This is a genomic window from Dietzia sp. UCD-THP (genome assembly GCF_000349585.1).
Lineage (GTDB): Bacteria > Actinomycetota > Actinomycetes > Mycobacteriales > Mycobacteriaceae > Dietzia > Dietzia natronolimnaea_A.
In genome coordinates, this window is sequence record NZ_KB714652.1 from 1 (window position 1) to 19,567 (window position 19,567).

The following is a 19,567-nucleotide window of genomic DNA, read 5'->3' on the forward strand; positions in this document are numbered from 1 at the left end:
TTAGCGTGGGACACGAAGACCTCCGTTGTGGATGTGGGTGCTTGGTCGCTTCCACACCTCACACGGAGGTCTTCCTCATTTCATCTCGCCATGCCGACGGGTGACACAACCTGCGTGGTCAATACACCTAGGGCAGACGTCCGGGGGCCGCCCCGCCGCCGGCATGTGAGTGCGCTGGAGGTCGTGGCCGGTCCGGCCGCGGAGTATCCCCGCCCGGGACCACGCCAGGGGTGTCCGGGACGACGCCGGGGCTGGCCGGGGAGTCGGCGACCGGCCGCCCGCCGCTGCCGGAATTCGCCGTGAGCAGGACCGCCACGATCCCCAGCCCCATCGCGATGACCTGTGGTGCCCCGATACGGTCCCCGAGCATCGCCCACGCCCAGATCGCCGATACCGGAGGGGTGAGGTAGAGCAGCATGCTCGTGCGCGTGGCGCCGAGGGTGCGCAGGGCGAGGATGTACGCCCCGTAACCCCCGAGCCCGGCCGGGACCACCAGCCACGCGAGCGAACCCGCCAACCGGGCCGTCGGCTCGATCGCGATGCCGGTGGTGAGGACCGCGACGCCCACGCAGAGCGCGACCGCGCCGAGTCCGAGGGCGAGCGAGTGCCGACTCGTGAAGTGAACGGGGCCGGGAAGGGCGTTGGTCGCCAACACGAGTTATCAATGAAAACTTATTGACATGGCTACATAGCTGTCCTACGTTCAGCGGACAGGCATGTCCCGCGCCAGGCCGACCCCCTGGATCGCGGACCGCCAGAGGGGTGGCCATCATGAGGATTCTCATCGCCGACGGCGAGGGGGCGTATCGCCGGTCCTCCGGGGTGATGGACGCCTTCGTCGACGACCTCACCGTCCGCCTCGGCGCCCGCGCCGCGGTCCGGGTGCGGTGGCCGGAGCCCGAACAGACCCGCCTCCACCGTCCGCGGAGCTGGGACGCCGCCTCGGCCGCCGGTGTGGCGGACCTGGCCCGGCTCGTGGGTCTCCACACGTCCGACGGGATAGTCCTCCTGGGCTGTTGCTGCGGGTGCCGCGTGATCCACGACTGGCTGGACGCCCACCCCGAGCAACTGGACCGGGTGCTCGCCGTCGGCCTGCTCTCGGACCCGTTGCGTCCCCGCGACCGGTGGCTGCCGGGCACCGGCGACCCGGGCGGCCAGGGGGTGGCGGGCAGGCGCGTGGGCCCGGTTCCGGACCGGACGTTCTGGGTCTCCGTTCCCGGCGACCCGCTGAGCGGCATCGAGAGGGACAGCCTCCTCCGGGCGGCGGTCCGTGACTCCCCGCTGACCCCGGATCAGGTGTACCGCGGGGTGCTCGAGGACCTCCCGGAGTCCCGCACCCAGCTCGCCATGCGACTGCACGTGCTGCAGCACCCGGCCGAGTGGCCCATGGTGTTCGGTCGCCGACTGGACGAGGCCCGCGCGGCGCTGCTCAGGTACGAGGACCGCGCGTATACCGCGCAGTACTCCGAACCCGGACCCGACGGCAGGTCTCCGATGGAGATCCTCGGCGACCGGATCGTCGACGAGGTGCGCGCCCGGCACGACCCGCCTCAGGACCTGCCGGGGAGGTTGGCGTCCTGACGGGGCGGCGTCGCCCGGCGGACCCGGAGCCAGTTGACGACGGCCACCACCAGCACCACGGCTGAGGCCACGGCGGCGGTCCAGACCAGCGCCCCGGACTCGAACCGACCCTTGGTGCGCCCCACGGCGACCCACGCCAGTCCCCACGCGGTCGCCAGGGCCGGGGCCACCCGGCCGCGGCTGAGCACGGCCGTGGCCACCCCGATCCCCGCCGCGGCGACGATGCCGACGAGCCCGAGCGGGACCCCGGTCACCGGGTCGACGCCCTCGGCCGCGAGCCACGCGAAGGTGTTGGCGAGCGTGGCCACCGACACCCAGCCCAGGTAGAGGCCGAACGTGCCGTCGGTGACCACCAGCTCCACCACGCCGCCGGTCCGCGGTGCGCCGAGGAGGTACATGATGCGGACCAGCACGCCGAGCAGGACCGCGATCACCAGCACCGAGGCCGCGATCTGGTCGAGCTGCACGGTCCAGATCCAGGCGGCGTTGAGCAGGACGGAGGCCAGCGCCCACGGGCGCAGCGCCCGATGCCGGGCCGACCGGCGCGCGGTGGCCGTCAGCTGCCAGAGTGCGTAGGCGACCAGACCCAGGTAGATGACGCTCCAGATGCCGAACGCGGAGCCCGCGGGAGCCACCGGCGTGGCGTCCGCGGACAGCGCCCCGCCCGCGGCCTCGGCCACCGGGGTGCCGCCGAGGGCGCCGCTGCCGACGAACGCGGCCACGATGGCGGCCGCCACCCCGAGGAGCGTGATGACGGGCATGGCCCACCCCGTGCCCCGGGTCGCGTGGGCCCCGGTCGGGGTCGGCTCGGACGGGGACGCCTCGGTCCGGGGCGGTGTCGACTGGTCCATGGTGACGACCGTAGCGGCAGCACACCGGGGTGGCGACCCGGCGCGGGTCGCGGCGACCGGATGCACGGGACGGCGCCGACGTGCAAGGTGGGAGACATGACCACATCTACGAGCGTCACCGTCGAGCGCGTGATCGACCACTCGGCGGCCGAGATCTTCGACATCCTCACCAACCCGGAGAACCACGCCAGGCTGGACGGCTCGGGCTTCGTCCGCGGGGACTACAAGTCCGACCGGATCCAGCAGGTGGGCGACGTGTTCTCCATGGACATGGAGGGTGAGCACATGGGTGGCGAGTACCGCACCGAGAACCACGTCACCGGCTACGGCAAGGACAAGATCCTGGCGTGGCAGACCGCGCCCGCCGGCACCGAGCCCCCCGGCTGGGAGTGGGTCTGGGAGCTCGAGAGCCGCGGGCCCGAGTCGACGCTGGTCCGCCTGACCTACGACTGGGGCAAGGTCACCGACAAGGAGATCCTCAAGAAGGTGTCCTTCCCGCTGGTGTCCGAGCAGCAGCTCGAGGACTCGCTGTCCAACCTCGCCGCCGCGGTCGCCGGCTGAGCCGTTCGCCCCGGGGTGGTCAGCTCCCGCAGGTGGTCAGCGCCCGCAGCATCTCGCCCCAGTGGGCCAGCGGCAGCAGGTGGCCCTCACCCGCGTAGATCGTGAGGTCGGCCGCGCCCAGGTGCTCGGCCAGCCACCGCCCGTTGGCCGGTGGGGCCATCTCGTCGTCGTCGCCGTACCAGAGGTGCACGGGCGCGCGGACGTCCTCGACCCGGAAGCCCCACGGGCCGACGAAGGCCACGTTGTCCCACGCGATCGCCCCGGTGCCCTGCCGGAGCGCCTCGCGGAAGTTCACGAACAGGGCCCGCCGGGCCGCGGGGTCGGCGATCACCGCCGCGTCGCTGTCCGCCCACATCCAGTCGACCCACGGCGCGGTCTCGTCGTCCCTGACCGAGAGCATCGCGTCGAGGATCCCGGAGTTGCCGGACCGGAACAGCTCGGCCGCGCGGGCGGGGTCCCCCGGTAAGTGGGAGAGCGCCTCGAGATCTCCCGCGGTCAGCGCCTCGCGCGCCCCGGGCATTCGATCGAACGGGGCCAGGCCGCCGGCGATTCCCACCCGCATGACGCGATCGGGCGCTGCGGCGGCGGTGGCCAGCGCGAACGCCCCTCCACCCGACCAGGCCGAGACGGCGAACCGCGCCACCCCCAGCTCGTCGGCGACCGCCAGGACGTCCCGCGCGACCCCGCCCGGGCTGATCGGCCCGGGGTCGGACAGGCCGTAACCGGGGCGATCGACGCCGATCACCCGTACGCCCGCCCGTTCGGCGAGGTCCGAGCCGAAGTCCATCTCGAGACGCGAGCCCGGGGTGCCGTGGAAGTGGATCACCGGCTGCCCGGCGGGGTCGCCGCACTCGTGCACGGCGATGCGCCGCCCGTCGACGCGGATCATGTGATCGGACATGCCGCCGAGCCTATGGGTCGGGAGCGCGACGCGGGACGACGGCGAGGTGAGCCATCTCACTGCAGAGCCCGGCGGTCGCGGTGCCGCACCGAACCGACCCTGTGAGCAGCGCTGATGCCCGTGAGGGTCCCGACTCCCGCCGCCCGAGCCCGCCCGGATCACCCGTTTTCGCCGCGCGGGGGTTGCGTCGCCCCCGTACCCCGCTCGTAGGGTCGTCCGCCGTCCCCGTCGATGGTCGACGGCCGATGCTGGACACCCGATGCACGACACGAGACCTCAGGAGGTCACGAGAGATGCAGAGGAAGCTCGTCCGAACCCTGACCGGCGCGATGCTCGCAGGCGGTATCGCCGCGGGTGGAGCCTCGCTGGCGGCCCCCGCCGCCTCCGCCGCGCCCGCGAGCGCCTGGGACCAGGTGGCCCAGTGTGAGTCCGGCGGCGACTGGCACATCAACACCGGCAACGGATACTTCGGCGGTCTGCAGTTCGCCGCCCAGACGTGGACCGGCTTCGGTGGCGGCGAGTACACCCCGACCGCCGACCAGGCCACCCGCGAGCAGCAGATCGACATCGGCGAGCGCGTGCTCGCCGGACAGGGGCCGGGCGCCTGGCCCACCTGTGGTGGCCCGCTGGCCTGAGCCGCAGCGCCATCGGCGGCATTGCAGCCGCAGCGCCATCGATAAGAGCGTTCCGCACACCGTCTCTCGGCCGATGTGTGCGGGACGCTCTTGTCGATGGGGGAGCGCTCGATCCCGGGTACCCCGGGAGCTACGGCGGGCGGCGATTAGGCTCTCCAGACCGTGACCGCTGCCGAGACCGTCTACTCCGCCCTCGTCACCCGCGAGCACTCCGGCGGGGGCGATCTTCCGGAGCGGGTTGAACGCGACATCCCCCGCAACGGCCTGCGGCTGGTGGCGGCCAACACACTGCAGTCCTCGGGAGATCAGGCGGTCAATGCCTCCACGGTGCTGCCGTGGCTGTTCCACGTCCTCGGGGTGCCCGCGGCGCTGGTCGGTCTGCTGGTGCCCATCAGGGAGTCGGGGTCGATGCTGCCTCAGGTGCTGCTCACCCCACTCGTGCTGCGGGTCACCCACCGCAAGTGGGTCTTCGTCACCGGTGCCGCGGTGCAGGCCGCCGCGGTGGCGGTGATGGCCGGGATCGCGGCACTCGGCCGCGGCACGGCCGCCGGGGTGGGGATCCTGGCCGCGCTCGTGGTGTTCTCCCTCGGGCGGTGCCTGTGCTCGATCGCGTCCAAGGATGTCCAGGGCCGCACCATCCCCTCCGGGGAACGAGGGCAGATCATCGGTCTCGCGACGTCGGCGGCCGGGATCGTGGCCGTGACCCTGGGGTTGGCGATCCGCGCGCTCGGAGGTGACGACCTGAGCGCCGGCGCCCTCGCCCTGCTCCTCGCCGGTGGAGCCGCGCTGTGGGTGCTGTCGGCCCTGGTCTACGCGCGCGTCACCGAGCCGGCGGGGGAGTCGGCCGCCGGGACCTCCGACGACCCGGTGGGCGAGGGCGGCGGATCCTGGTTCGCCGAGGCCGCCCGCCTGTTCCGTGAGGACCGGACGTTCCGGCGGTTCGTCACGGTGCGAGGCCTGGTCCTCGTGTCCTCGCTGAGCCCGCCGTTCATCGTGTCCATGTCCGTGGCGGCGGGCACCGGGGCGCTCGCCGGACTCGGCGGCTTCATCCTGGCCTCCGGTGTCGCCTCGCTCATCGGGGGGCGGATCTTCGGCCGGGTCGCCGACCGGTCCAGCCGCCGGCTTATGGCGGGGGCCGCTGCCGCCGCGTCAGTGGTGACGCTCGGCTTCGTGGCCGCCGTCCCACTGTTCGGTGTCGACGGCTCGTCCGGCCCGGGTACCGCGTTCTTCGTAGGCGGTTACTTCCTGCTCACCCTCCTGCACTCCGGGGTGCGGGTGGGCCGCAAGACCTACGTCGTGGACGTGGCGGAGGGAGACCTGCGGACGACCTACGTCGCGGTCTCCAATTCAGCCATGGGGGTCATACTGCTCGTGATCGGCGGCATCACCTCCGCTCTGGCTCTGGCAGGGGTCGAGTGGGCGCTGGTCTTCCTCGCGGTGCTCGGAGTGATCGGGGCGGTGTCCGGGTTGCGGATGCCCGAGGTGTCAGGTCCGTCCGGGGCGTCCGGGGCATCCGGGGCGAGGTGAAGCCAGGTGCGGGGCGGGCGAGGGTGTGGAAGCCTCGGGGACGGACGGCGGGTGTCCCCCGCCCGTCATGACGACGACGAGGAGCCGCGCCGTGCCCGCTGACAACACCTCTCTCACGGATTTTCGGGCTGATCTGCTCGACGGGAGCGAGAAGGACCTGGCGGACTACGCCGGACAGGTCGTCCTGGTGGTCAACACGGCCAGCAAATGCGGTTTCACCCCGCAGTACAAGGGACTCCAGGAGTTGTACGACGAGTACCGCGACCAGGGTTTCGTGGTACTCGGCTTCCCGTGTGACCAGTTCGCGCACCAGGAGCCGGGCTCTGATGAGGAGATCGGGTCCTTCTGCGAGCGCAACTTCGGCGTGGAGTTCCCGGTGTTCTCCAAGATCGAGGTCAACGGGTCGGGAGCCCACCCACTCTACGACTGGCTCAAGTCAGAGAAATCCGGGCTGCTCGGTGGGCGTATCAAGTGGAACTTCACCAAATTCCTCGTGGGCCGCGACGGAAAAGTGATCGACAGGTTCGGTCCCACCCGCAAGCCGGAGGACCTACGGGACGCGGTCGAGAAGGCGCTGCGGGGGGAGTGAACTCCGCTGGCCCATTCCGGCAGAGAGGTGGTGGCAGCTATGGTTCCTGAGTCGTCACTGGGAACTTTGGAGCTGCATGTCTTCCCGGATCCCCCGCTTCGCCGCCACCGCCGGCGCTCTCGTCCTCGCCCTGGCCCTCGGGTCGGCCACGCCTGCTCTTGCCCAGACCGCCAGCATCGATCCCTCGACGCTGGGTTCCGAGAGCCTCGGGGCCATCATGGGGGCGGCCGGTTCGGTTCCGCTCGGGTCGGCCACCGGGTTCATCGGCTCCGTCGGTTCTGCGGACTTCCCGCTGGACGGTGAGGGCTCCGCCAACCCGCTGCCGAACGCGCCCCGCCCGGTGGACGAGAACATCACCACATCCGAGTTCATCGGGGTCGAGCGCACGTCCGACGAGTACGAGTACTGGCTGGTCACGTCCGCGGCGATGAAGCGCGAGGTCATCCTGGAGGTCGTGCCCTCGCGCATCACCGACGAAGGCCCGGCACCCGTGCTCTACATGCTCGACGGCGTCGACGCCCTCGAATACAACTCCGGCTGGAACCATCACGCGCGGATTCACGACCGCGTGCGCGAGGACAACGTCCACGTGGTCATCCCGACCGGCGCGTACGCCTCGTACTACGCCGACTGGGACCGCGCCGACCCCGTGCTCGGCTACAACAAGTGGGAGACCTTCCTCACCCGGGAGCTTCCGGGCATCGTCGAGCAGGGGCTCGCGACGAAGGGGCTGGAGACCAACGGCAAGAGCGCCGTCGGCGGTGCCTCCATGGGTGGTCAGGCGGCCATGCACCTCGCGGCCACCTATCCCGAGATCTACCGGGGCGTCATGTCGTTCAGCGGGTACTACTCGACCATGGACGCGCTCGGATACCAGTCCGTCCGCGGCACGATCGAGACCCGCGGCGGTGACGTCGAGAACATGTGGGGCCCGCACCGCAGCGAGCAGTGGAAGCGGCATGGCACCGTCTCCCATGCCGGGGATCGGAGGAACACCGCGGTGTACTTCTCCTCCGGGAGCAACGTCGCCGGCCCCGCCGACCTCGAGCACTACCGCGGTGGTGCGGACGCCCTGAGCATGATCGTCGGCCAGGTGCTCGAGATGGGCGTGCTGGAGGGGTCGAAGGCGTTCGAGAAGGCGCTGGACCGCGCCGGAGTCGACTACCGGGTCGACTACTCCGACACCGGCTTCCACAACTGGCCGAACTTCCTCAAGAACTTCGGCGCCGGGTGGGATCACATCAAGCCCGCTCTCGAGGACTGACCCCCGCCCCAGCGCCCTCGCGATCGCCCCTTGCTCGCCCTAGCGCCGTCGCGCTCGCTCCCATCATCGATAAGACCGTTCCGCGCACCCCCTTCTCGGGCGATGTGTGCGGAACGCTCTTTTCGTTGGCGCGGGCCCGGGCCCGGGCCCGCTCGCGGTCGCGCCCGAGCCCCGGGGCCCGGGCCGGGCTCACGCGGGATGCGGGGTCCGCGCCGGAGTGCCGGGCTGCCGGTGGAGGCCGGCACGCCGCTCGAGGTACCCGGCGATCCTGCCGATCGCGCTCTCGAGCACCGCGGCGTCGGGTAGGCACACGATCCGGAAGTGATCGGGCTCCGGCCAGTTGAAGCCGGTGCCGTGGGTCACCAGCACGTGCTCGGAGCGCAGTAGGTCCAGCACCAGGTCCTCGTCGCTCCGGATGCCGAACCGCTCGGTGTCCAGCCGGGGAAAGCAGTAGAGCGCGCCGCGGGGGGCCACGCAGCTCACGCCGGGAATGGCGTTGAGGCGCTCGGTCGCCAGCGCGAGTTGGCGCTCGATCCGGCCGTCGGGGTCGATCACGTCACCGCCCCACGGTGAGTCCTCCGCCAGCGCGACCGGGATCGCGTACTGACCCGGGACGTTGGGGCACACCCGCATGTTGGCCAGCAGGGTGAGTCCTTCGAGCAGGTCCTGCGCCCGCTCGAGGGGCCCGGTCGCGGCCACCCATCCAGCCCGGTATCCGCACACCCGGTACGCCTTGGACAACCCGCCGAAGGTCAGGCAGAGGACGTCGTCCCCGGCGGCGAGCGCCGCGTGGTGGTGGCGGGCCCCGCCGAAGAGCAGCTTCTCGTAGATCTCATCGCTGAGCAGGACGAGCCCGTGCCGGCGGGCGATGTCGGCCATCCCCCGGACTGTCTCCGCGCTGTAGACGGCCCCGGTCGGGTTGTTGGGGTTGATCAGCACGAGCGCCGTGGTCCGCGCGGTGACCTTCGACTCGATGTCCGCGAGCGACGGGTTCCAGCCGTCGGACTCGTCGGCCAGGTAGTGCACGGGCACACCGCCGGTGAGGTTCACCGCGCCGGTCCAGGTGGGGTAGTCCGGCGCCGGGACCAGGATCTCGTCGCCCGGGTCGATCAACGCCTGCAGGACCAGCGTGATGAGTTCGCTCACCCCGTTGCCCAGGAACACGTCCTCGGCGCGGATCCCGGCCACCCCGCAGCGCCGGTAGTGGTCGGCCACCGCCGCCCGGGCCTCCGGGATCCCGCGCGAGTCCGAGTAGGCCTGGCCGCTGCCGAGGTCGCGACTCACCGCCTCCACGATCTCGGGCCGCGCCTCGAGACCGAACGGGTACATGTTCCCCAGATTGAGCCGCAGTACGTCGTGGCCCTGGGATTCGAGACGCTCGGCTTCGGTGAGCAGGGGGCCGCGCACGTCGTAGCGCACGTCGCGGAGGCGTCGGGACTGGCGGTAGATCTGCATGGGGTCATCCCATCGGACAAGTGGACAGGCGAGAAGGTCCACTTCCCGCACATTCGAGAGACCACTTTGCGGCCTCGCACGCCTAGGATGGGGAGCATGGCCCGCACCGCCCGTCCCGGATCGGTGGTCCTGGGTGAGGTCTCGGGCGCTGAGGATCTGGTGGACGCGATCATCGACCTGATCTCCGACGGTTCCCTGGTCGACGGCGACAGGCTGCCCTCCACGCGCGCGCTCGCCGAGCAGACCGGGCTCTCCCGCGGCACCGTGGTCCGGGCCTTCGACGAGCTCTCGGCCGCCGGGTTCGTCGACTCCGTCCAGGGCTCGGGGACCCGGGTCGCCGACGGGGCGGGCCAGGCGGCGCGAGCCGGGGCGCGGACACGGGGAAGGGGCGACACCTCGTCGTCGTCGTACTCGTCGTCACACGCCCCGTCGTCACGATCCTCCCCGTCGCCGTCGCCGTCGCCGTCGCCGTCGCCGTCGTCTCCCGTCCCCGAGCCCCGTCGGGGCAGGTCGCCGCGCGATCTGCGTCCCGGGATCCCGGACGTCGCGCTGGTGGACGAGCGGGCCTGGCGCTCCGCGGTGCGGGCGGCGGCCGCGCAGGGGCTGGCGGGCCTCAATCCGTGGGAGGAGCCGAGCCCCACGCTCCGGTCCGCACTGGCCGGGCACCTGCGCCGACACCGCGGCATCGCGGCGGCGGACCCGGTGCTGTTCGACAGCTCCCGCTCGGCGATCGCCGCCCTGTGTTCGGCGTTCGTCGCGGCCCACGGCCCGGTGCCGTTCCACATGGAGGACCCCGGGTACCGGGGCGCCCTGCTCATGGCCCGCGAACAGGGCCTCGAGGCGCGGTTCCACCCGGTCGAGCCCGGTGGTCTGGACGCGGCGCGGTTGGGTCCGGGCCGCGGGATCGTCTTCACGACCCCCGCCCACCACTTCCCGCTGGGGCACCGGATGAGTGTGAACCGGCGCGTGGCCCTGGTCGACTGGGCGCACCGCACCGGGTCGCTGGTGATCGAGGACGACTACGACGGCGAGTTCCGCTACGGCGTGGCCCCTCTGCCCGCACTCGCCACGCTCCCCGCCGCGGCGCAGCACGTGGCGTACGTGGGCACGTCGTCCAAGTCGGTGGCCCCCGACCTGCGGGTGGCGTGGTGTCTCCCGCCGACCGCGCTGCGTCGCGAGGTTGACCGTTGGCTCGTCGTGCACAGGCGCGGCCCCTCGACGCTGTCCGCGGAGGCGCTGGGCGCGTTCATCGCCTCCGGAGCGATGGACCGCCACCTGGCGCGAGCGGCGCGGGTGTACGGCGACCGGCGCCACCGCCTCGTCTCCGCCCTGTCTCGGGAGTGCCCTGAGCTCCGTGTCACAGGAGTCGAGGCAGGGTTGCATCTCTGTGTGTTGCTGCCCGGCCATGACGACGACGAGGTGGTGCGCCAGCTCGAGCGGGCCGGCTGGCGTACGCGGGCGCTGAGCGGGCAGTCCGCGCGGAACCCGACCGCCGGCCTCGTCCTGAGCTACTCGCGACTCGTCGCGCGCGACGCGGAGGAGTTCGCCGCGACCCTGCGCACAGTGATCGGGCGGTGATCCCGAGCGGGTGCGAGCCACGGTGCGCGGCCTTACAGTTGCCGCGCGAGGTTCGTACCGAGCTCAGAGGAGACGCACGATGGGCACATCATTCTGGCGACGCACGACGATCGATCCCCCGGAGGCGGAGTTCCCCGAGGGTGAGCACGTGGACATCGTGGTGGTGGGGGCGGGTTTCACCGGCCTGATCACCGCGCTGATCGCGGCCGCACGGGGCAGCTCGGTGGTGGTGCTCGAGGCCCACACCGTGGGCGCGGGGGCCAGTGGCTCGACCACGGCCAAGGTCTCGGTCCTGCAGGGGACGCGACTGTCGACCATCCGTTCGCACCACGGTCTCGAGACCGCCCGCGCGTACGCGGAGGCCAACCAGTACGGCCTGGACTGGTGGGCGGAGTTCTGTGGGTCCCACGGGGTGGACGTACAGCGGCCGCGCGCGGTCACCTTCTCGCGCGGCGTCAAGGGGACGAACACCCTGCGTGCGGAGAAGCGCACGCTCGACGCACTGGGTCTGCCCGCGCGGTGGTACGACCGGATCGACGTCCCGTTCCCCGCCCGGTCCGCCGTGGAGCTGCCCGATCAGATGCAACTCGATCCCGTCGAGGCTCTCGCTGCGCTGGTCCGTGCCACGTCGGCGCTCGGCGTCCGGATCATCGAACACTCCCGAGTCACGGGGCTGGACGTGCGTGGCCACGACGGGGACGCCCGCGTCCAGGTGCGCAGTGACGGCGGGACGTGCTCCGCGCGCGACGTCGTGTTGGCCACCGCGTCACCGGCCCTGGACCGCGGGCCCACCGTGGCCTCGATGGAGGCCGAACGGTCCTACCTATGCGCGTTCGAGTACCCCGGCGGTCTGGAGGAGGGGATGTACGGGTCGGTCGAGAGCCCGGTCCGCTCGCTGCGGACAGTACCCGTGGGCGACCGTGAGGTCCTGCTCGTCGGTGGCAACGGACACCGCACCGGCACGGCTGCGGGAACCGAGTCGAAGATCGACTCGCTGCGCGAGTACGCGGCGAAGCACTTCCCCTCCGCCGAGTTCACCCACGGCTGGTCCGCGCAGGATTTCCACCCGGTCACGCTGCTCCCCAAGTCCGGCCCGATGCCGTGGGGCAAGGGGCGTGTGCACTTCGCGGGTGGGTACAGCAAATGGGGGCTGACGGGGGCGCCCGCGGCGGCGGGCATCATGGTGGACCGGCTCAGCGGGCGGGAGCCGCGCGTCTCCTTTGGCAAGCCCTCGCTCACCGGTGTGCTGCGCACCTCCGTCTCGCTGTACGCCGATCTTCCTATTCAACTCGCGGCCACCGCCGTGCAGGCGGCCGTACGTCCTCCCCGGCCGACCGTGCGACCGATCGGTGAGGCGACAGCGGATGACGGCGAGACCTGCAGGGTCGGCCTCCTGTGCCCGCACATGGGCGCGGCGCTGAGTTGGAACGAGGCCGAGCGGTCGTGGGACTGCCCCTGGCACGGTTCGCGGTTCTCGGCGTGCGGCGAACTGCTCGAGGGTCCGGCGACGCGGGATCTCACGCGCTACGACACGACCTGACCGGGGGCCGAACTGGACGGCCGTCCGGTTCTCCGACGGGCCTATGGTCAGGGTCCGTGGGAGAGGGAACGCCCCGCCCGACCCGTGACGGGCCGAGCGGGGCGTGACCGTGTTTCTCTGACCTGTGGGCCGCCGTGTCGAACGGCCCCGTGGTGCGGGTCAGGCCGGGGGCATCATGACCCCGTCGATGGCGTGGATGACGCCGTTGGTGGCCGGGATGTCGGTCTGGACGACGGTGATGCGGTTGCCCGCGCCGTCCACCAGGGCGACGGTCTCGCCCTCCACCTCGACCATGAACTCGGTGCCCTGCAGGGTCTGGACCATCTCGCCGTCCATTCCCATCACATCCTCGGCCATGACGTCGCCCTCGATCACGTGGAACTGCAGGATCTGGGCCAGGTCACCGGTGGGATCGGCGAGGAGCTCCTCGAGCTGTCCCTCGGGAAGCGCCGCGAACGCCTCGTCGGTGGGCGCGAACACCGTGAAGGGGCCCGGCCCCTCGAGGGTCTCCACGAGGCCCGCGGCCTCGAGCGCCTGGGTGAGGGTGGTGAAGTCGCCCGCGGCCATCGCGGTCTCGACGATGTTGCCGGTCGCGGCCGGCTCCTCCGTCATCTCCTCCGTCGTCTCCTCGGTGGTCATCTCCGTGGTCATGGTGGTCTCGTCGGTGGCGGTGGCATCGCCGTTCGTATCGTCCGTGCCACACGCTCCCATGAACACTGCGAGCCCGATAGCTCCCGTTACTGCGATCGTCCGCTTCATGAGCAACCTTTCGTCGTTGGTCGGGGGTGATCTCAGTGTGGGGGGACGCGATCGACGGACGAAACCGGTGAGACACAATCGTTGTAGTGCCGTTAACCTCCGCGTTGCTCGATCGGAGCGTCGGGATTGCCCGCCACGGCGCGCGAGGTCGGCCGGCATGACACCCTGAGGCCGTGAAGACGCCGGTACCTGACTACCTACAAGAGATCCGCGACCTGTGTTCCACGGGCGCGGGTGGACACCTCGCGGACTACATCCCCGAACTTGCGGCCGTGGACCCGGATCGGTTCGCCGTGTCCGCCTGCACCATGGACGGCGTGGTCTATACCGCCGGTGACGCGGACGCCGAGTTCACCATCCAGTCGATGAGCAAGCCGTTCGCCTACGCGTTGGCCCTGCGTGACCGCGGGATCGAGGCGGTCCTGGAGAAGGTGGCCGTGGAGCCGTCCGGGGACGCGTTCAACCAGATCTCACTGGAGAGGACCAGCGGCAGACCCCGGAACCCCATGATCAATATCGGCGCCATCACCACCCACACCCTGGTCGGTCCGGTCGGCGCTGACGAGGACGAGCGCGACGAGGCACTGGCCGCGGGTTTGTCCGCGTTCGCCGGCCGGCGCCTGGAGGTCGACGCGGCCGTCATGACGTCCGAGCTACGCACGGCGTTCCGGAACCGGGCGATGGCCAATCTGGTCCGGGCGGGAGGGATCATCGACGACGACCCCGACGCGGCGGTCCGCGGGTACACCCGCCAGTGCGCGTACCGGGTGACCGTCCGCGACCTGGCGGTGATGGCGGTGACCCTGGCGAACGGCGGGGTCAACCCCGTCACCCATGAGCGCGTGATCTCGGCGCCGGTGGCCCGACAGGTGCTGGCGGTGATGACGACGTGCGGGATGTACGACGCGGCCGGCGACTGGATGTCCACCGTCGGGATCCCCGCGAAGAGCGGGGTGTCGGGCGGCATCTTCGGCGCACTGCCCGGCCAGGTGGGCCTGGGGGTGTTCTCCCCTCGGCTCGACGAACACGGCCACAGCGTCGAGGGGGTGCGGACCTTCGAGCGGCTCTCCCGCGATCTGGAACTGCACCTCATGAACACCACGGTCACCGAGGTGGAGGCCGTCCGCTCGGTGCGGTTCGACGAGGTCACCGGCAGACGCACATTCCGCCTCCAGGGGCCCATGACTTTCGCGAGCGCCGAACAGGTGCTGCGTCGACTCGCGGAGATCCCGCCGGGTGACGGCGAGGTGACCCTCGACCTGAGCCGGGTCTCCTCGGTCAACGCGACCGCGCGACGCATGCTCCTCGAATCCATGCGACGGCTGGCGTCGGACGGGCACCCCGTGGGTCTCGCGGATCCCGGCCGCCGACTTCCCGAACCGGACCTCGGTGACGGGTCCCGGCCGATCACGCGGCGGGCGACCCGCTGACCAGGGGTCGGGTCGGCGTCACGCGCCCACGCCGGCCTCGGACAACGCCAAGCGGACGGTGTCCGGCGCGGTCTTCATCGAGTACTCGAACGCCGCCACACGGCGGGTTCTGCTCATGAAGTGGGCGCCCAGCCCCGCGAGGTCCGCGGCCGTCGGGAGGATCGGGACGACCGTGGTGCCCCGGGCGCGGACGACCGCGATCTCGGCGGCAAGTTGCGCGGACATCGGTCGTCTGATCAGGCGGTGCTCGAGCCGACCGCCGGGCCCGGGCACGCGGACGCCGGGCGTCGAGGCCATAGGAGCGATGACGTAGATGAGGTCCGCGTCCTCGGGCGCGAGCAGATCCACGGAGGCGGTCGACCCCATTCCGCCGTCGACGAAGATGCGGTTGCCGATGGGGACCGGGGTCATCCACCCGGGGGTCGACCAGGACGCCCGCAGCGCCTCGCCGACGGTCGCGATCGGCGAACCCGGTGCGCCGAACACGACCCGCTCACCGGCGCGGATGTCGTAGGCGACCATCCGGGCGGCGGGGTGAGGCAACCAGGGACCCACCTCGAACCCCTCGGCCAACCGCTGCAGCCATCCCAGGTCGCCGCGACCGCTGGGGGCGATCCCGGCGTAGGCGGCCAGACCGGAGTGCGTGCGCAGCAGTCCGGGATTGAGCAGGGGCGGCCGGGGCAGAGGCGGCCTGCCCGGCGGGGTGGACGCGATGTGCTCGCGGAGCCTGGGGTCCTGGGCCCGTCCGCGCTGCATGTCCACCAGCTCGTCGACCCCGACGCCGCCGCCCACCATGGTCACCAACTCGGCCCCCGCCGAGGTGCCCAGCAGGACGTCCGCGTCGCGGGGGTCGAATCCGGTCTGCTCGGCGAGGGCGTGCATGGCCGCGATCGCCCAGGCGCCCCCGATGGTGCCACCGCAGCCGAGGACGAGGGCGGTTCGGGTCATTCGAGGCCTCCTGAGGTGAGAGGGCGACGGGGCCAGGGGATCCGGCGGGGAATGGGATCAGTCCCGGGGGTCGAGTACGAAGACGGGGATGGTCCGGTCGGTCTTGGCCTGATAGTCGCGGTAGTCGGGATATACCGCGACCGCCCGATCCCACCACACGTCGCGTTCCGCACCGGTCACCTCGCGGGCGAGGAAGTCGCCGACCCTGTCCTTGTCCCGCAGCTCGACCTGCGGGTGGGCCTTGATGTTCCAGTACCAGACGGGATGGGTCGGAGCGCCGGCCAGAGAGGCGACGGCGGCGTAGGAACCCTCGTGTTCGACCCGCATCAACGGGGTCTTGCGCAGCTTGCCCGACTTCTTGCCCACCGTGGTCACGATGACCACCGGCATGCCCGACAGCTCGGAGCCCGACGCCCCGTTGCTCTTCTCGTACCGCTCGACGTGCTCCCGCACCCAGGTGCTGGGGCTGGGTTCGTACTCACCGGTCAACGGCATGGTGGCCTCTCTCGTCGATGCGATCCTGCGCCGTAAGTAGTCGGGGTGGCCTCCGCTCCGGCGGTGTGTAACCCGGCGATGTCCACCCGCGTGACTTCTACCCCGGCGACGTTACGCCCGACGCGGCGAGAGGCTCGGTGAACCTCCGGATCGCCGCCACCACCGCGAGGTAGCGGGCGGAGTTCACAGCGTCGAACCCGTGCTGCGCGCCGGGCAGCTCGGCGTAGACCACCGGGTTCGACGACCCACCCCGCAGGTGACGCACCAGCCTGCGTGAGCCCTTGACCGGGGTGTACATGTCGTCCGTCCCGTGGATGATCGCGACCGGGGGCGCCCCCTCCGCGGGGTGGCGGACCGGATCGGAGACGTCCTTGGTCTCCGCGCCCAGGCGGCCGTAGTAGCCGTAGAGCCCGATCGCGCCGGCCAGCGTGGTGTCGAGGTCCTCGAAGCCGGGCTGGAACCGCGGGTCACCGGCGGTCAGCGCGGTCATCATGGCGATGTGCGCGCCGGCCGAGCTACCCGCCACCACGATCGGGGCATCCGCCGGGATGCCGTGCAGGGGGCCCTCCGTGCGGATCCAGCGGATCAGGCTCTTGATGTCCACGAGGTGCTGCGGGAACCCCGCCTCCGGTGTGGGGGAGAGGTGATAAGTGGTGCTGATGGCGGCCCATCCGCGGAGCGCGTGGTCGAAGAGCATGGCCCGCGACTCACGGCTCGGACCGCCCGCGCGGAAGTGCCCGCCGTGGATGTGGATCAGCACGCCCCTGACGCGACCGCCGCCCTGACCGGCGCCCTTTCCGGTGTACAGGTCGAATCGGGTGGTGCGGGCGTCGGGCCCGTAGGCGAGGCGCGTACGGGCCTCGATGCCGCGCGGTCGGAGGGGCCACGGTTGGAGGAGCACCTTCTGCCAGGGAGTGCGGCCGCGGGCTGCGGGCCCGGTGGTGCCAGCGTGCGCTCGCTCGGACTCGTCGAACGCCCCCTGAAGGGCGCGTCCGGCGGCGAGCTGCCTGGCCTGGACCACCGCCAGCCCGGCGCAGGTGACGGCGGCCAGGCCCGCCCCGGCGAGGTCGGTTCGGGTGACCGGGCGGCGGGTCAGTCGCGCGGCCGTCACCGCCGCGACCCCCGCTCCCACATGGAGCGGCATCTCCAGCGCAGGCAGACCCATCGCCCACCCCGCCGCCGCGGCGGGGAAGGGGGCGCGCACCGGGCGCAGCGCCAGGGCCGTGGAGAGGGCGGGTGGGGTGAGCAGCAACGGCAGCACGGGTCAGGCCTCCGGGTGGGGTGGGCGCCGCCGGGCCGCGAGCGGCCCCGGGACGAGATCGAACGTCGAGTGAGGCGTCGTGCGGAAGCGTCCCGGCGGCGGGTGACGGTGATAGCCCCCGGGGTGCCCGCGGAGTACCTTCTGAGCCAGGAGTCCCTCACGCCACCCGGCGACCAGCGCGACGCGGTCGAGCAGGTCGGGACGGATGCTCCACAGGCGCATCCGGCGAGTATAGGACCGTGGGCGCGGGGCGGCGCGGAGGAGGAGACCGAGATGACGACGACGAGCGAGCCGGATCTCGACGAGGTGATGGCCGAGCTGGCCGCACTGGAGGACCCGAGGATCCTGGCGGTCAACGAGCGGCACGGAGACGACCACGCGGTCAACCTCACGACGCTGCGCGCGGTGGCCAAGAGGATCAAGAAGAACCAGGCGTTCGCGGAGGAACTGTGGGCCACCGGCGACTCGGCGGCGCGCCTGCTCGCGCTGCTGATCTGCCGTCCCAAGGAGTTCCCTCCCGGCCGACTCGACGAGATGCTGCGCGAGGCCCGCACCCGCAAGGTGCACGACTGGTTGGTCGGGTACGTGGTGATGAAGGGCCCGCACGCCGAACAACTGCGCCTGGAGTGGCTGGGTGATCCCGATCCGGTGGTCGCCGCCGCCGGATGGGCGCTCACCGCGGACCGGGTGGTCAAGAAGCCCGAGGGACTGGACCTGCCGGGACTGTTGGACGCGATCGAGGTCGAGATGTCAGGCGCGCACGAGAGGCTGCAGTGGGAGATGAACACGTGCCTCGCGCAGATCGGGATCCAGAACCCGGACCTGCGTGACCGCGCCCGGGGTATCGGCGAGCGGCTCGGGGTCCTCCGGGACTATCCGACCCCGCCGGGCTGCACCTCGCCCTACGCGCCCGAGTGGATCGACGAGATGGTGCGCCGCAACGGGGGCTGACGTGCTGACTAGGAACTGCCCGCGCGACGAGAGGCGACGGCCGCGAGGGCCGTGCGGTAGAGCTCCGCATGGGCCGCGGCGACCGCGCCGTCCTCGGCAGCGGCCGCGCGAACGGGGACCGGCGGGGTGCTCAGAGCGGCGGCAAGCCCCCGGCGCAGTTCGTCGACGGTCGGTTCTATGGGGTCGTAGGAGACCGCCGGGTGACCCCACTGCTCGATCAGATAGCCGACGTCCGGGATGACCGGTGGCAGGCCCAGATCCCGGCACAATTCCAGCCATCCGGAATGCGTCCCGTGGCGGTGGGGCAGGACCAGGGCGTCGAACCCGGACAGGGCCCGGCAGAGCTCGTCGTCGGTCAGGAGGTCGTGGGGGCGGACCTCGACGTGCGGGAGTTCGGTCAGTGTATCGAGAGCGTGCGCCGCCTCATGGCGTGTGTGACCGGGAGCTCGGGCGCCGGCGAGGGCGTCGGAGCGCACCATCACCACCAGGTCGGCATCGGAGGGCAGTGCGTCCGCCAGGCGCGGCAGCAGGCCCTCGGCGGCGACCCCGGCCCTCAGCGAGCCCAGCGCCACACCCACGGTCCGCCGGCCGGATGGCTGTGGGAAGGGCGGCTCAGCGGGGTGTTCGTCCTGCTCGGGCGGCCCGGTGCGGCCGGCCCTCTCGAGACGGCCCAGGCGGTGCGGCTCGGTGACCCCGACCGGCATGAGCCGGGGATGGGGGACGACCCGGGAGTCCGCGCCCCACCTCCGCCGTATCTCATCCGCCGAGCCCGCGGTCAGGGTGATGACCGCGTCCGCCCCCCGTACCAGGATCCCGGTGCGTTCGAGATGCTTGGCCGGATCGGGCTCGTGGGGATTGGTCAGGTCGTGCACGGTCACCACCAACGCGACCCCCCGTGTCCGGACCGCAGCGACGAACTCCGCGATCTGGCGCGGGCTGCGGTGCTCGAAGCCGAAGTGAACGTGGACGAGGTCGGTGCCGTCCAGCGCCTCGGGATGATCAGCGGCCTCGAGCGCGGGGTGCGGCCACCACCGTGTGGGTTCGCCCGGGTCGAGGAGGGGATCGGCGAGCACCACGATGTCCCCCCGCTCGGCGGCGGGGCCGAGGGCGTGACGCACGTAGGCGTGGCCGGCGGGGATCGACCGGACCCGGAGGGGGCCTGCGGACGCGGAGTGGCTGTGGGTCACCCCGTCACCGTGCCACGTCTGCCGGTTGCCGCCACCTGGGGCCCTGCCTACGCT

20 protein-coding genes are annotated in these 19,567 nt (G+C 71.7%); 10 read left to right on the forward strand and 10 right to left on the reverse strand.

From position 1 onward, the window contains the following. Positions 1-127 precede the first annotated feature (127 nt). Positions 128-655: a DMT family transporter gene (locus tag H483_RS38220; RefSeq protein WP_017837263.1), complete on the reverse strand. Its 528-nt coding sequence runs from the start codon at positions 653-655 to the stop codon at positions 128-130. A 116-nt stretch (positions 656-771) separates the two neighbouring features. Here H483_RS38220 and H483_RS31280 point away from each other — a divergent pair, with 116 nt between their 5' ends. Further along, complete coding sequence (locus H483_RS31280) at positions 772-1,581, forward strand: hypothetical protein (RefSeq protein ID WP_152427981.1); 810 nt, start codon at positions 772-774, stop codon at positions 1,579-1,581. On the opposite strand, the gene H483_RS31285 is transcribed toward H483_RS31280, so the two are convergent. After that, positions 1,551-2,432 (reverse strand): TspO/MBR family protein, encoded by an 882-nt coding sequence (locus H483_RS31285; RefSeq protein ID WP_017837265.1) that lies wholly within the window; start codon positions 2,430-2,432, stop codon positions 1,551-1,553. The genes H483_RS31280 and H483_RS31285 overlap by 31 nt on opposite strands. 96 nt (positions 2,433-2,528) lie before the next feature. Here H483_RS31285 and H483_RS31290 point away from each other — a divergent pair, with 96 nt between their 5' ends. After that, the gene (locus H483_RS31290) at positions 2,529-2,993 is read left to right on the forward strand and encodes an SRPBCC domain-containing protein (RefSeq protein ID WP_017837266.1); all 465 of its coding nucleotides are present in this window, start codon (positions 2,529-2,531) and stop codon (positions 2,991-2,993) included. A 19-nt stretch (positions 2,994-3,012) separates the two neighbouring features. On the opposite strand, the gene H483_RS31295 is transcribed toward H483_RS31290, so the two are convergent. Then, positions 3,013-3,894 carry an alpha/beta fold hydrolase gene (locus H483_RS31295; RefSeq protein ID WP_017837267.1) on the reverse strand — a complete coding sequence of 294 codons (882 nt, stop codon included), beginning with the start codon at positions 3,892-3,894 and terminating at the stop codon, positions 3,013-3,015. Positions 3,895-4,187: 293 nt separating this feature from the next. On the opposite strand from H483_RS31295, the gene H483_RS31300 reads away from it, so the two are divergent. From H483_RS31300 to H483_RS31315, 4 genes are all read left to right on the forward strand, one after another. Beyond that, positions 4,188-4,529, forward strand: a complete 342-nt coding sequence (locus tag H483_RS31300; RefSeq protein WP_017837268.1) for a transglycosylase family protein — start codon at positions 4,188-4,190, stop codon at positions 4,527-4,529. A 162-nt stretch (positions 4,530-4,691) separates the two neighbouring features. Then, positions 4,692-6,056 (forward strand): MFS transporter, encoded by a 1,365-nt coding sequence (locus tag H483_RS31305; protein WP_017837269.1) that lies wholly within the window; start codon positions 4,692-4,694, stop codon positions 6,054-6,056. A gap of 67 nt (positions 6,057-6,123) precedes the next feature. Next, positions 6,124-6,645: a glutathione peroxidase gene (locus H483_RS31310; protein ID WP_042329901.1), complete on the forward strand. Its 522-nt coding sequence runs from the start codon at positions 6,124-6,126 to the stop codon at positions 6,643-6,645. Positions 6,646-6,721: 76 nt separating this feature from the next. Then, positions 6,722-7,909 (forward strand): alpha/beta hydrolase family protein, encoded by a 1,188-nt coding sequence (locus H483_RS31315; RefSeq protein ID WP_017837271.1) that lies wholly within the window; start codon positions 6,722-6,724, stop codon positions 7,907-7,909. Positions 7,910-8,098: 189 nt separating this feature from the next. Here the strand turns inward: H483_RS31315 and H483_RS31320 are convergent, their stop codons facing one another. Next, complete coding sequence (locus tag H483_RS31320) at positions 8,099-9,364, reverse strand: pyridoxal phosphate-dependent aminotransferase (protein WP_017837272.1); 1,266 nt, start codon at positions 9,362-9,364, stop codon at positions 8,099-8,101. A gap of 96 nt (positions 9,365-9,460) precedes the next feature. Between H483_RS31320 and H483_RS31325 the strand changes: the two genes are divergently transcribed. Both H483_RS31325 and H483_RS31330 read left to right on the forward strand, forming a co-directional pair. Continuing rightward, positions 9,461-10,942 carry a PLP-dependent aminotransferase family protein gene (locus H483_RS31325; protein ID WP_017837273.1) on the forward strand — a complete coding sequence of 494 codons (1,482 nt, stop codon included), beginning with the start codon at positions 9,461-9,463 and terminating at the stop codon, positions 10,940-10,942. A 79-nt stretch (positions 10,943-11,021) separates the two neighbouring features. Continuing rightward, positions 11,022-12,482 (forward strand): FAD-dependent oxidoreductase, encoded by a 1,461-nt coding sequence (locus tag H483_RS31330; RefSeq protein ID WP_017837274.1) that lies wholly within the window; start codon positions 11,022-11,024, stop codon positions 12,480-12,482. A gap of 159 nt (positions 12,483-12,641) precedes the next feature. Here the strand turns inward: H483_RS31330 and H483_RS31335 are convergent, their stop codons facing one another. After that, the gene (locus H483_RS31335) at positions 12,642-13,241 is read right to left on the reverse strand and encodes a fasciclin domain-containing protein (protein ID WP_031264949.1); all 600 of its coding nucleotides are present in this window, start codon (positions 13,239-13,241) and stop codon (positions 12,642-12,644) included. A gap of 173 nt (positions 13,242-13,414) precedes the next feature. On the opposite strand from H483_RS31335, the gene H483_RS31340 reads away from it, so the two are divergent. Next, a complete protein-coding gene (locus H483_RS31340; RefSeq protein WP_017837276.1) occupies positions 13,415-14,671 on the forward strand; it encodes a glutaminase in 1,257 nt (418 codons plus the stop codon). An 18-nt stretch (positions 14,672-14,689) separates the two neighbouring features. Here the strand turns inward: H483_RS31340 and H483_RS31345 are convergent, their stop codons facing one another. The 4 genes from H483_RS31345 to H483_RS40380 all read right to left on the reverse strand — a co-directional run bounded on the left by H483_RS31345 (position 14,690) and on the right by H483_RS40380 (position 17,597). Next, positions 14,690-15,619, reverse strand: a complete 930-nt coding sequence (locus tag H483_RS31345; protein ID WP_017837277.1) for a patatin-like phospholipase family protein — start codon at positions 15,617-15,619, stop codon at positions 14,690-14,692. Positions 15,620-15,676: 57 nt separating this feature from the next. Then, positions 15,677-16,114 (reverse strand): nitroreductase family deazaflavin-dependent oxidoreductase, encoded by a 438-nt coding sequence (locus H483_RS31350; protein WP_017837278.1) that lies wholly within the window; start codon positions 16,112-16,114, stop codon positions 15,677-15,679. Between the two features lie 97 nt (positions 16,115-16,211). After that, entirely contained in the window at positions 16,212-17,375 is a 1,164-nt protein-coding gene (locus tag H483_RS0119735; RefSeq protein WP_017837279.1) for an alpha/beta hydrolase, read from the reverse strand. Between the two features lie 3 nt (positions 17,376-17,378). After that, positions 17,379-17,597, reverse strand: coding sequence for a pyrimidine dimer DNA glycosylase/endonuclease V (locus tag H483_RS40380; RefSeq protein WP_017837280.1), 219 nt, complete (start codon positions 17,595-17,597; stop codon positions 17,379-17,381). A gap of 51 nt (positions 17,598-17,648) precedes the next feature. Here H483_RS40380 and H483_RS31360 point away from each other — a divergent pair, with 51 nt between their 5' ends. Continuing rightward, positions 17,649-18,326 carry a DNA alkylation repair protein gene (locus H483_RS31360; protein WP_017837281.1) on the forward strand — a complete coding sequence of 226 codons (678 nt, stop codon included), beginning with the start codon at positions 17,649-17,651 and terminating at the stop codon, positions 18,324-18,326. 8 nt (positions 18,327-18,334) lie between these two features. Here H483_RS31360 and H483_RS31365 read toward each other — a convergent pair whose 3' ends face one another. Continuing rightward, complete coding sequence (locus H483_RS31365; RefSeq protein ID WP_017837282.1) at positions 18,335-19,513, reverse strand: glycosyltransferase; 1,179 nt, start codon at positions 19,511-19,513, stop codon at positions 18,335-18,337. Between the last annotated feature and the right edge of the window lie 54 nt (positions 19,514-19,567).

Coding starts and splice junctions, on each gene's coding strand:
- H483_RS31280 (WP_152427981.1), top strand. CDS start 772: ATGAGGATTCTCATCGCCGACGGCGAGGGGGCGTATCGCCGGTCCTCC.
- H483_RS31285 (WP_017837265.1), bottom strand. CDS start 2,432: ATGGACCAGTCGACACCGCCCCGGACCGAGGCGTCCCCGTCCGAGCCG.
- H483_RS31290 (WP_017837266.1), top strand. CDS start 2,529: ATGACCACATCTACGAGCGTCACCGTCGAGCGCGTGATCGACCACTCG.
- H483_RS31295 (WP_017837267.1), bottom strand. CDS start 3,894: ATGTCCGATCACATGATCCGCGTCGACGGGCGGCGCATCGCCGTGCAC.
- H483_RS31300 (WP_017837268.1), top strand. CDS start 4,188: ATGCAGAGGAAGCTCGTCCGAACCCTGACCGGCGCGATGCTCGCAGGC.
- H483_RS31310 (WP_042329901.1), top strand. CDS start 6,124: ATGACGACGACGAGGAGCCGCGCCGTGCCCGCTGACAACACCTCTCTC.
- H483_RS31315 (WP_017837271.1), top strand. CDS start 6,722: ATGTCTTCCCGGATCCCCCGCTTCGCCGCCACCGCCGGCGCTCTCGTC.
- H483_RS31320 (WP_017837272.1), bottom strand. CDS start 9,364: ATGCAGATCTACCGCCAGTCCCGACGCCTCCGCGACGTGCGCTACGAC.
- H483_RS31325 (WP_017837273.1), top strand. CDS start 9,461: ATGGCCCGCACCGCCCGTCCCGGATCGGTGGTCCTGGGTGAGGTCTCG.
- H483_RS31330 (WP_017837274.1), top strand. CDS start 11,022: ATGGGCACATCATTCTGGCGACGCACGACGATCGATCCCCCGGAGGCG.
- H483_RS31335 (WP_031264949.1), bottom strand. CDS start 13,241: ATGAAGCGGACGATCGCAGTAACGGGAGCTATCGGGCTCGCAGTGTTC.
- H483_RS31345 (WP_017837277.1), bottom strand. CDS start 15,619: ATGACCCGAACCGCCCTCGTCCTCGGCTGCGGTGGCACCATCGGGGGC.
- H483_RS31350 (WP_017837278.1), bottom strand. CDS start 16,114: ATGCCGTTGACCGGTGAGTACGAACCCAGCCCCAGCACCTGGGTGCGG.
- H483_RS40380 (WP_017837280.1), bottom strand. CDS start 17,597: ATGCGCCTGTGGAGCATCCGTCCCGACCTGCTCGACCGCGTCGCGCTG.
- H483_RS31360 (WP_017837281.1), top strand. CDS start 17,649: ATGACGACGACGAGCGAGCCGGATCTCGACGAGGTGATGGCCGAGCTG.